General features: G+C 34.0%; 7 protein-coding genes. 5 read left to right on the top strand and 2 right to left on the bottom strand.

The features are described from left to right. The first annotated feature begins 6 nt into the window (after positions 1 to 6). From BSF41_RS20150 to BSF41_RS20130, 5 genes are all read left to right on the top strand, one after another. Positions 7 to 1,410, top strand: coding sequence for a RagB/SusD family nutrient uptake outer membrane protein (locus BSF41_RS20150; protein WP_095931300.1), 1,404 nt, complete (start codon positions 7 to 9; stop codon positions 1,408 to 1,410). A gap of 67 nt (positions 1,411 to 1,477) precedes the next feature. Continuing rightward, positions 1,478 to 2,680: a TlpA disulfide reductase family protein gene (locus tag BSF41_RS20145; protein ID WP_095931299.1), complete on the top strand. Its 1,203-nt coding sequence runs from the start codon at positions 1,478 to 1,480 to the stop codon at positions 2,678 to 2,680. Positions 2,681 to 2,782: 102 nt separating this feature from the next. Beyond that, positions 2,783 to 3,916, top strand: coding sequence for a TlpA disulfide reductase family protein (locus BSF41_RS20140; protein ID WP_141248172.1), 1,134 nt, complete (start codon positions 2,783 to 2,785; stop codon positions 3,914 to 3,916). 173 nt (positions 3,917 to 4,089) lie between these two features. Next, positions 4,090 to 6,879 carry a pitrilysin family protein gene (locus BSF41_RS20135; RefSeq protein ID WP_095931297.1) on the top strand — a complete coding sequence of 930 codons (2,790 nt, stop codon included), beginning with the start codon at positions 4,090 to 4,092 and terminating at the stop codon, positions 6,877 to 6,879. 279 nt (positions 6,880 to 7,158) lie between these two features. Beyond that, complete coding sequence (locus tag BSF41_RS20130; protein WP_095931326.1) at positions 7,159 to 9,168, top strand: cytochrome c biogenesis protein CcdA; 2,010 nt, start codon at positions 7,159 to 7,161, stop codon at positions 9,166 to 9,168. A 134-nt stretch (positions 9,169 to 9,302) separates the two neighbouring features. Here BSF41_RS20130 and BSF41_RS20125 read toward each other — a convergent pair whose 3' ends face one another. Then, positions 9,303 to 10,385 carry a hypothetical protein gene (locus BSF41_RS20125; RefSeq protein WP_095931296.1) on the bottom strand — a complete coding sequence of 361 codons (1,083 nt, stop codon included), beginning with the start codon at positions 10,383 to 10,385 and terminating at the stop codon, positions 9,303 to 9,305. A gap of 68 nt (positions 10,386 to 10,453) precedes the next feature. Then, positions 10,454 to 12,613, bottom strand: a complete 2,160-nt coding sequence (locus BSF41_RS20120) for a BspA family leucine-rich repeat surface protein (protein ID WP_095931295.1) — start codon at positions 12,611 to 12,613, stop codon at positions 10,454 to 10,456. Position 12,614: the final 1 nt, after the last annotated feature.

Genomic DNA, 12,614 nt, shown 5'->3' with positions numbered 1-12,614 from the left:
TAGACGATGAAAAATATATATAAAAAAGTAGCGTGCTTATTGGCTTTAGGATTGACTTTGGCATCTTGCGATGATTACTTGAGCGATGTGCCAAAAGGAGCAAAATCGCCAGAAACATTAGCAGATTATGAAGCTTTTTTGCGTGACGAATACAATACAAGAATAGATATACTGGGAGCTACACATTTGCTAAATGATCAATTTGTAACAGCTGCTACACTTACAAGTAATAGGTTGTATAATGCCAATTATATGTGGGACGAAAATGCAGATCGTATTGCATTGAAGGTATCAGACGAATCTACATATTACACAACTTATAGCGGAATTTCGGCTTTTAATTTAATTATTGAAAATGCACTTTCGGCCACTAAAGCGACTGAGCAAGAACAGAGAACAGTTTGGGCACAAGCAAAAATAATGCGTGCGATGAACTTTTTTTATGTAACTAATTTTTATGCAGATACTTATGTAGCTTCTACAGCGTCAACAAAACTATCGGTTCCGTTAATTACAAGTGCCAATATTAATGCGCCAAGCAAACAAGTAACCATTCAGGAAATGTATGATTTTATTCTAAATGATATTAAAGAAGCATTGCCTTATTTGCCTAAGGTTGCTCAAACCGCTTTGCATCCTAATTTAGGGGCAGGTTATGCTTTTTATTCAAGAGTTTATCTGCAGATGAATAATTATACAGAGGCTTTAAAATATGCTGATTTGGCATTAGCAGAAAATAATAAACTCTTTGACTGGGTAGCTTTTTATGAAGCAAATAAAGCCATTATAGATGTACCAAATTCTTATACAACAGCAGTTTCGCCAATGGGCTATAACAATGTTGAAAACTATATTTTTAGACATGGTTCAAGCCGTTCATTAGGGAGAGAGCCAAGTATACCAGTAGAAAGAGCTGCGCGTTTTGAAACTGGAGATGTACGTTTAAAATCTCGTTGGAAAGTAAGAACCGTTGGGGCTGATACTTATTACTATTCGATATTATCAGGAATGTACAATTTTGGAGGAATTACAAGTGTTGAGGTTTATTTAATAAAAGCGGAGTGTTTAGCGCGCGATAATAAAATTACTGAAGCATTGACTATTTTAAATACGGTTCGTAAAACGCGTATTCTTCCAGCATCTTATCAGGATATTTCAACTACAGATAAAGCAACTGCTTTGAACGCTATTTACAAAACAAAAAGTAATGAATTGCTGCAAACGCTTACTCCTTATGCAGATGCACGCCGTTTAAATGCCGAAGGTCTTTATAAAGTTAGTTTTAGCAAAGTTGCAAATGGAATTACGTACACATTATCGTCTGATTCTCATTTATGGACAGCGCCTTTCCCACAAGGAGCAACGCAAAATCCAGGAAACGGAACAATAACACAAAATGTAGACAAATAATAATGGAAAAGCTTCCTGATTAGATTTTCCCGAAAAGGAAGCTTTTTTTCTAAAATATCAATCAAAAATGAAAGCAATTAAATCTAAAATATTAGGCTTGTGCATTTGCTTGTTTATGGTTTCATTAAACATTCAGGCGCAAAAGAAAAAAACAGCGCCAGCGACGGTTTCTTCTTATACAATTGAAGGAAACATCACTGGTTTAGCAGATGGAACAGCTGTAAAACTGGTTCCAGGCGCTACGCATTCTTCTGAACTGCCAGTTGCTGAAACAACATTAAAAGACGGGAAATTTACTTTCGAAGGAAAACTAAAAGAACCTCGTTTTTTCTATGTTGTCTTTGGTAAAAGCAAAGGAAATATTTCTGTAATGGTCGAAAATTCAAAAATAAAAATTACAGCGGCTGGCAAAGTTTCAGATAAAGAAGGCGAATGGATTTCTTTTAAAGATGTAGTAATTACTGGTTCTAAATCTCACGATTATTATGTTAAAGAAACCGCTTTTAAAGAAGAATTGAATAAAGATTACGAAGCATATCACGTTGGAATTAACGAACTAAGTAATTTAGCAGGAAAAGCAAAAAAAGAAAACAACAAGAAATTATTGGATTCTGTTTACAGCACGGCTCAATGGAAAAAATTTGAAGCAGACGAAAAAGCATTTTTTACGAAAGTAGAATTGTTGTCAAAAAATTTGATTGAAAAACATAAAACCAATTGGTGGGGACCATTTTTCATGATGACTTCATACAGTTATTTTACTCCAGAGCAAAAACCAATTTATGAGCAGTTTTCAGAAGCTGCGAAGAAAAGTTACTACGGTCAAATTGTAGACAAAGATTTGAATCCGAAATCTCTAGTTGGAACAAGTATTGCCAACTTCGGATTAAAAGATAAAGATGGAAAAACTTTCAATGCAAAAGATATCGTTGCAGGGAAAAAATATATTTTGGTTGATTTTTGGGCATCTTGGTGCGGTCCATGCCGAAAAGAAATTCCGAACTTAAAAACAGCTTACGCTGAATATTCAAATAAAGGATTTGAGATTTTAAGTGTTTCAATCGATAAAGACGAAAAAGCTTGGCAGAAAGCATTAGTACAAGAAAATATGCAATGGCACAATCTTCTTGACGACGATAAAGTGAGCAAAGCATTTAATGTAAAAGCAATTCCAGCAACTTATTTAGTAGACGGTAAAGGTGTAATTATCGGAGAAAACTTGAGAGGTGCAGAATTGGAAGCAAAACTGAAGGAACTTTTGAAATCTTAGTTTTTTTAGTCGCAGTTTTCAGTCTCAGTCTCAGTTGATAACTGAAAATTGCGATTGAAAACTCAAAAAAAAAATCGCAATCTAACAAACAAAAAATATAACATGAAAAGTACAATTTTAAAATCAAGTTTACTGGCCTTAGTCCTTGCGACGGCAGTAACTTCTTGTGCAAAGAAAGAAGAATATAAAATCAACGGAAAAATTGCAGGATTAGATAAAGGAATGGTTTATCTAGAATATGCAGATGAAAAAGGAGATAAAAAAGTAATCGATTCTGCTGAGGTAAAAGAAGGTGCATTCACTTTTACTGGAAAAACGGTGGAACCATTATTTCATACCATTAAAATTAAAGGGCAAGAGTACGGAGCGTATTTTCTTTTAGATAATGAAGATATTACGATTGAAGCAAAAAAAGATTCGGTTTTTAAGGCTAAAGTAACTGGAGCTACACAAAACGGATTCTACAAATCGTACTACGATAACGAATTCAAAAAAATACAAGCAATCGCAGGGCCTATTTACAAATTATCTGATTCGCTAACACAAGGAGGAAAAGTAAAATTGACTCCAGAACAGCAAACCATGATGGATAAAAAATGGAAAGATCTTGGCGCTTTCGCGGATGATTTGACAGATAAATTTATCAGAAAAAATAAAGACAATTTAGGAGGAGCATTAGTAATCGAAGACAGAATTGTGTCTTATGGAACTCCAGAAAAAGTAAAAGAATATTATGCCGTTTTATCTCCAGAAGTTCAGAAATCATTCTACGGAAAAAAATTAAAAGCTTCAATTGATCTTAACGAAAAAACAGCTATTGGTGTTGCAGCTCCAGAATTTTCTCAAACCGATATCAACGGAAAAGTGGTAAAATTATCAGATTACAAAGGAAAATATGTTTTAGTAGATTTCTGGGCAAGCTGGTGCGGTCCATGCCGAAAAGAAAATCCAAATGTAGTTGTGGCTTACAAAACATATCATGATAAAGGATTTGATGTTTTGGGAGTTTCATTGGACGATAAAAAGAAACTTTGGGAAAAAGCAATTGAGAAAGACGGCCTAACTTGGACGCATGTTTCTGATTTAAAAGGATGGCAAAATGAAGCGGCTGTTCTATACGGTGTAAAAATGGTTCCAACCAACTACTTAATTGGACCTGACAGAAAAATCGTTGCTAAAAATCTTAGAGAAGCAGAACTTCAATCTAAATTGAAAGAAATTTTTAGTAAATCGTAAATCTTTAGTGATCAGTGTCCAGTTTTTTAGTGTTCAGTCGCGATAACTCAACTTTGTCAAAGTTTTAAACTTTGACAAAGTTTCAGACTGCGACTGCGACTGCGACTGAAAACTGAACACTAAAAAACTGGACACTGAACACTGAACACTGCTTAAATAATATCAACAAAAAAATGAAAAAATACATCTTTCTGGGCTATTGCTCATTAGCTTTCTGTGCTCTTATGTCAGCGCAGGGAAAATCGGTTAATTTCAAGAAAATAAAAGAATTAGGCGGAATCGAAGAATATTTATACCAACCAAACGGAATGAATGTTTTGCTTTTGCAGGACAATGCTTCTCCAGTTGCAACCGTACAAATTGTATATCGCGTAGGTTCTAAACATGAAGTTTTAGGAAATACAGGATCGACTCACCTTTTAGAACATTTAATGTTTAAAGGAACTCCAACTTTTAATAAGAAAAACGGAAACACAATTACTGATGTTCTGCAAAATACAGGAGCACAGTTAAATGCTACAACTTGGTACGATCGTACGAATTATTTTGAAACGCTGCCAAGTGATAAAATCGAATTGGCGCTTCAAATCGAAGCCGACAGAATGCGTAATTCTTTATTGTTGAAAGAAGATAAAGAAGCAGAAATGACGGTTGTGCGCAACGAATTTGAGCGTGGAGAAAACAATCCGAATAGTTTATTAGATAAAGAAATCTGGGCAGCGGCTTATATTGCACATCCATATCATCATTCGACAATTGGATGGAAATCGGATATTGAAAACGCTCCAATTGAAGTATTGAGAAATTTCTATAATACGTATTATTGGCCAGATAATGCCACTTTAACCATTATTGGAGATTTCAAAAAAGAGAATGTTTTTGAATTGATCGAAAAGTATTTCGGTAAAATTACAAAAGCACCAAACGCAATGCCACAGCCATATACACAAGAACCTCAGCAATATGGTGCGCGCAAAATTACAGTTAAAAAACCTGGAGAATTGGGCGTTGTAAACAAAGCGTATAAAATTCCGGGGGCGTTGCAAGAAGATCTTCCTGCGTTGAATATTCTGGCTCAGATTATTGGCGTTGGACCGACTGCTATTTTAAACAAAACTTTTGTTGATACCCGTTTAGGAATTTATTCTTACGCAAGTGCAACAAACTTTAAAGAAGTCGGACTTTTTACAATTGGCGTTGGTTTTCCGACAACTTCAAAGCACGAAGATATTGATGCTAAAATCGGTGAAGTTGTGGCTAAAATTCAGAAGGAAGGCGTAACTCAGGATGAGGTGAATAGAGTTGTAGCAAAAATTAGTGCACAAACTATTTTAGCACGCGATGGTTCTGGAGTAATTGCATCAGCATTAAACGAAGCAATCGCTTCTGGCGACTGGACAGATTATATTACAGGAGTTGACCGATTGAAAAAAGTAACTCCAGCAGATGTTTTGCGTGTGGCTCAAAAATATTTAGTTGATGACCAAAGTACAACAGGATATTTTATTCCGAAACAAGCTGGTAATCAAAATAATGATACGGCAAAAGCCAGTAATTATATGGCAGAAAATGGTCCGTTTTATTACAGACATTCAGAAGAAGGACATATTCACGAAGAAGCTTCATCTGTACCAACCTCAACAAAAAACACAACAGAAGAATTAATCTCTGCAGAAACTTTAATCGAAAAATCGGCTTCAGCTTTTAAAAGAGAAAAAGTATCTGGAATTGATGTGGTTTCGGTAAAAACATCAGCAAAAGATTTCGTTACGGTTGCGGCTAGCATTTCTTTAGGGAATTATGCCAGTGAAACTAAAAATGATGTAATTCCAGCATTAACAGCATCAATGTTATCAAAAGGAACAACGTTGAATGACAAGTTTAAATTTTCTGAAAAACTTCAAAAACTAGGAGTTTCATTAAATGTAAATGCTTCAAGTTTCAAAATTAATATCGGATTTAAATGTTTGAAAAAAGACTTAGATCAGGTAATTGCTTTATTGGCAGAAGAATTAAGAAATCCGTTGTTTGATGCTAAAGAATTTGAAAATTTAAAACAGCAATTTATTGGAAATACACAACAGGATTTGAATGATCCAGGTGAAAGAGGAAGCATTGCTTTATCTCAGGCGATTTATCCAAAAGGAAATCCAAATTATAGTTTGACAGTAGAAGACAATATTGCAAATATTAAAAATGCAACTTTGGATGAAGTGAAAGCTTTTCACAAAAAATATTTTGGAACGGCGTCTATGCGTTTGGTAATTGTGGGTGACACCGATGGAGCTAACCTAAATGCTTCTCTAAAAAAATCATTTAAAAATTGGAATGGAGGAGTGACTGAAAAATTAAAATTTGAAGAAGCTGCAAAAACACAATCCAAAACAGAAGTGGTTACAATTCCTGAAAAACCAAGTGCAGAATTATTCGTCGGACAGTTTACGGGTTTAAAAAGAGCCGATGCGGATTATATTCCGTTTTTTATTGGAAACTATACTTTAGGGGCTGGTTTTGCTGGACGTTTAATGCAGACTGTTCGTGATAATGATGGTTTAACCTATAATATTTCTTCTGGTTTAGGCGGAAATATCGAAACAGGAGGTTACTGGTTTGTAAACGCTTCTTTCAATCCAAATTTATTCCAAAAAGGTTTGGATGCGACAATGGTTCAGGTTGATATATGGGTAAAAAACGGAATCACAGCAGAAGAATTAGAAAACAAGAAAACCAATTTAATCGGAAGTTTTAAAGTAGGAATGTCAACCACAAGTGGAATGGCGAGAACTATTTTAAGCTTCATCGAAAGAGGTTTAGAGCCAAATTACATCGATCAGTATCCAAAAGATATTGATAAAGCAACTTTACAACAAGTAAACGATGCGATTAAAAAATATGTTCAGTTGGATAAAATGATTATCATTAAATCGGGTTCTCTTGATAAAGACGGGAATCCGTTGAAGTAGTTTTTTTTAGTGTTCAGTTTCAGTTTACAGTCTCAGTATTCAGTCTCAGTTTACGGTGTAGATAGTTCAACTTTGTCAAAGTTTTAAACTTTGACAAAGTTATACTGCGACAAAATCTAAAATCTAAAATCTAAAATCTAAAATCTAAAATCTAAAATTTTAATAGTTCGTCTTTCATTATTTCATTTTAGAATCTGAATTAGTAAGCCATTTTCTGTGAAAGACCAAAAGAGCTGTTTGCCAACAGCTCTTTTTTTTCAAAAATCTAATCAAAAAACAATGAGAAATACCATAATTACATTCCTGTTATTGCTCTCAGTTTCCATGTTCGGACAAATGTACAATCCGGTAAAATGGACGACAACTGTAGAAAAAATTTCAGATAAAGAATTTCTTTTAAAAGCACAGGCGAAAATACAATCAGGCTGGCATTTATACGGACAATATATTGAAGAAGGCGGACCTTCACCAACGGCTTTTACATTTAAAAATCAGCCGAAAAAAATCGAATTAATCGGAAAAACAACTGAGGATAAAGGACATGAAACAGTCGATAAGATCTTCGATATGAAAATTAAATATTTTGAAGATAAAGCGCTTTTCACTCAAAAAATCAAATTCATTTCAGATGATGTTTCGAATATTGCTGCCGAAGTCGATTTTATGGTTTGTGACGACAGTAACTGTTTACCGCCGTCTACAGAAGAATTAACTTTTAAAATTCCGAGTGAAAAGAAATTGGCTTCAGTCGAAGAAAATCCAATAGTAAAAAAAGTTTCTGTAATTGAAGAAGAAAAATCGGTTTCTCAGACTGAAGAAAAAAAATCAAAACAAGAAATTACCGGTTCACCAAAGAAAACGGAATCGAGAGGATTGCTGACTATTTTTATTTTAGCTTTTTTATCTGGATTTGCAGCTTTGCTGACGCCTTGCGTTTTTCCAATGATTCCTATGACAGTGAGTTATTTTACGAAACAAAGTAAAACTAAAGCCGCAGGAATTAGAAACGCCATGATTTATGGAATTTCAATCGTAATTATTTATGTTTTATTGGGATCTATTGTGACCGCAGTTTTTGGTGCCGATTCGCTAAATGCACTTTCAACAAACGTTTGGTTTAATTTGATTTTTTTTATTTTATTGGTCGTTTTTGCCTGTTCATTTTTGGGTGCTTTCGAAATTGTATTACCAAGTTCTCTAGCTAATAAAGTCGATTCGCAGGCAGATAGAGGAGGATTAATTGGGATTTTCTTTATGGCTTTGGCTTTAGCCATTGTATCATTTTCATGCACAGGTCCAATTGTAGGAACTTTATTGGTAGAAGCGGCTTCAAAAGGCGGAATCGCGCCAATTGTTGGAATGTTAGGATTTTCGATTGCAATTGCATTACCGTTTTCATTATTTGCGGCTTTTCCAGGATGGTTAAATGCATTGCCAAAATCTGGCGGATGGCTGAATACGGTAAAAGTGGTTTTAGGATTTCTGGAACTGGCTTTGGCTTTTAAATTTTTATCAAATGCCGATTTAGTTTTACAATTGCATTGGTTAGAAAGAGAAGTTTTCCTTGCAATTTGGATTGCTGTTTTCGGAATGCTGGCCTTTTATTTATTTGGAAAAATCACTTTGCCACATGATTCGCCTTTAAATCATATTTCAGTTGGAAGATTAGGTTTTGGATTGATCGTTTTAAGTTTCACGATTTATTTGATTCCAGGACTTTGGGGCGCTCCATTAAAATTAATCAGCGGATTTCCACCTCCGATGCAATATAGTGAATCGCCAAACGGACTTGGAGTTTCGGGTAATTCCGAGTTAAAAATAACAGGTTCGTTGCCAGAAGGAGCAGAACACGGACCGCAAAATATTATCACATTTCATGATTATGATAAAGGAATGGAATATGCAAAAAAAGTAGGGAAACCAGTTTTGTTAGATTTTACGGGATATGCTTGTGTAAACTGCAGAAAAATGGAAGAATTAGTTTGGTCAGATCCTAAAGTTTTGGGTGTTTTAAACAATGATTTGGTTTTGATTTCCCTTTATGTTGATGACAAAAAGGAGCTTCCAGAAAGTGAACAATATGTTTCTGAAACAACAGGAAAAAAAATCAAAACCATCGGAAACAAATGGAGCGATTTACAGATTAAAACATATAAAGCAAATGCCCAGCCATTTTATGTAATTGTAGATAATAATAGTGTGAACTTGACAGAACCGTCTGCTTATAATCCGAATATTGAGGAGTATTATGGTTGGTTGCAGAGTGGGATTGGGAAGTTTAAGAAGTAAGTTTTTGGGAAAGATTGTTTTTGGATGATCTTTTCATTTATTTTAAATAATAAAGCCAGCATAAGAAGACTTTTTTGTCATCTGATGCTGGCTTTTTAGTTTTGATTTATTAAGTTTTAAAAAGAGAATTTATTCTACCAAGTTGTTAATGCACTTCTTTTCCAAGTGTTTGTGTTTACACAGACATATACATAATCATTATCGATTCTAATATCTCCTTTTACTCCTGTAGCTGTGGCAGAAGTTGGAGCCGCTTTTGCTGTTGTCAATGAAGGTAAACTCGTAGCTAAATATTCTTTTGTGATTATAGCTTTTCCTGTTGTATCACCTGTTATTAAAGGATTAGTCTGTCTAGGAACTCTTGTTAAACCTGTATTATCGCTAATAAAACCAATTAGTCCATATCCTGTTCCTAAAATTATATGATCGGTAACATCAGATGTAACAACTCCTCCAATAATAGTATTGTTATTTCCATCTACGATTCCAGTAACATTTTGAGAAGGATTTAAAATAGTATTTCTACTTCCTGTTTTTACTCCATCATTAACGGTATTTTCAATTAACAAGTTTTTAATTCCTGTTGTTAGAGCTCTTCCTGCCTGAAATCCTAATAATATATTATTACTTCCTGTAGTCACTTCTCCTCCAGCTCTAAAACCTAGCGCAGTATTAAGAGACCCTGTATTTTTGTATAAGGCGGAATTTCCTACTGCTGTGTTGTAGATTCCTGATGTGTTATATGTTAAAGCAGAATATCCTATGGCTGTATTACTTTGTCCTGTAGTATTATAGTATAAAGCAAATCTACCTAATGCAGTATTGTTAATGCCTTCAGTATTAGAGAATAAAGTAGCTACACCTACAGCTGTATTGCTAGCTCCTGTAGTATTAGTCTTTAAAGAATTCCAACCTATTGCAGTATTAAAATCTCCTGTAGTGTTAACCTCTAAACTAGATAGACCTAAAGCGGTATTACGAGTCATAGAATTGTTACCCTTACCGATTCTAAGCCCATTAATTGTTTTATCTACACCTCCCAATTCTTGAAGAGCTGTATTATTGACAATGCCTGAAGTAGTTGCAGAAACAGGATCAGACTCTTTTTGTGAAATATCACTGAACTCTAGTTCTCCATTTCCATTTGTTTTTAATATTTTATCAGGCTCATTTGTTTCCAAATCAGCCACTTTTATTCTGTTGTGATTTGTGCTCATTATTTATTATATTTTTTATTTTAAGTATAAAGTTGTTTAGAGGACTTAAAAAAAGAATTGAGAAAATTTTACATTCCCCCATCCGTAATTACCCAGTTATTAGGTGTTCCAGTTAAAATTGCCCTTCCAGCACTTGATGCAGATGTATATTTTGCTGTGCCAAAAAGTATATTAATATTGGGTTGAACTAGTCTACTACTCCATCCATTATAAATTGCATCTAGATTTGTAGTTGAAAAATTAGAAGCAGTTTTTTTCCTCATGAAATTTCCGAAATTTGTAACGTTTGATATATTCCACGAACCTATGTTTTGATTGAATAAAGAGGTAAATGAAAGGCCATCAAACATGCCATTCATATTTGTAACTTTTGAAACATCCCAAGAACCTATTGGTTGGTTAAATTGCATATTGCCCCCTCCAGCCGAATCAACGCAAAACATAAAACTCATAATTGTAACATTTGAAACATTCCATGAACCTATTGGTTGATTGAAATTTATGGCATTAAAAAACATCGCATTCATAGTTGTTACACCAATAGTGTTCCAAGTGGATATGTTCTGATTAAAATTTTTACAGCCATAAAACATAGCATACATACTTGTAACATTTGAAACATTCCACAAACCTACTGGTTGATTGAATGAAATTGCGTCTTTAAACATACTTGTCATTATCACACTCCCAGTTGTTTTAATTGGCCATCCATTTATTGAAGAACTCCCTCCGTTATTGAATGCTTTAGCACCTTGAAACATTCCAGTAAATGTTGTTACCATAGAAACATTCCAAGAACCAATGTTTTGATTGAAAGCAATAGCATTTGCGAACATTTGTGAAATATTTATATCGAATGTTGTACTTAGTTGCCAATTATTTATATCTGAACTACCACCATTGTTAAACATAGTTGCATTTAAAAACATTTGTTGAAAAGTAGTAACTCTTGATACATTCCAATTGCCGATGTTCTGATTGAATTTATTTGCATTGTTAAACATACTATCCATCACAATATTAGCAGTTGTGTTTAAAATCCAGTTATTTATATCTGGACTGCCACCATTGTTAAATTCTCTTGCAGTATTAAACATACTCGAAAAATTTGTCACTTTACTAACATTCCAAGCTCCTATGTTTTGATTAAAAAAATCTGTAGAACCAAACATAAGATTCATGTTTGTAACATTTTCAGTATTCCAATTATTTAACGGTTGGTTAAATGAAGATGCCTTATTAAACATTTGTTGCATGTTAACAGCAGCATTTGTATTTATTTGCCAATTATTTATGTCTGAGCTTTCTCCATTATTAAAATAGGTTGCGCCTTGAAACATACTTGAAAAATTTGTTGATTTTGAAACATTCCAAGAGCCAATATTTTGATTAAATGCTAAAGCAGTTTGAAACATACTGGCCATGTTTGTTACCTTAGATGTATTCCAAGAGTTTATTGGTTGGTTAAATGCTGCTGCACTTTGAAACATTTGTTGCATATTTAGTACATTACCTGTATCCCAACCCCCAATATCTTGATTAAAATTAGTATTATCAGCGAAAGTTAAATAAAAGGTAGTATTTTTAGAAGTGTCCCAATTGCTTATGTCGCCATTAAAACCAGAAGCAAAAAAAGCACCTTGCATAGTGGTAACATTTCCTACGTTCCATAAGCTTATTAGAGGATTGAATAATGGAGAGTACTGAGAAATATAGCTGATGTTAGTAATGGACGACGTGTTCCATTCGTTAGATCTGTTAATTGTTGTAAGCACATTGCAAAATCTAAAAGCACTAGCTAAACTACTGGTTCCATTAAGGTTTAAAACATCAGAGACGAAATCTAATCGTAGATTAGCGCAACCATAAAAATAACTTCCTTGATTAGTTCCAAGTCTAAAATTTCTACCCCATCTTTCAACTGATAAAATCTTGAGTCTATCACCAGTATTATTAAACTGCCATCCAGTACAAACCCCATTTATTTTTATGGTATAATCTCCTGCTGATGCATAAGTATGTGTAGTTTCAGCTTGATTCCAAATAGTGATAGTGTTAGAAGTTCCGTCACCCCAATCAACTATAAAATTGTAAGTCCCTGATGCAACTAAGGGCAGTTTTATTTGTGTATTTGAAGTAGATCCAGTAGAAATATTAGAAGTTCGCCAAGTAGAAACAAAAGAGTTTTTACTTTTCCCAAAAATGGTGTTTTGAAGTAAAGCTCCCATA

It is taken from the genome of Flavobacterium sp. ACN2 (genome assembly GCF_002303885.1).
In the GTDB taxonomy this organism is placed as follows: domain Bacteria; phylum Bacteroidota; class Bacteroidia; order Flavobacteriales; family Flavobacteriaceae; genus Flavobacterium.
This window is presented reverse-complemented; position numbering and strand designations above follow the sequence as displayed.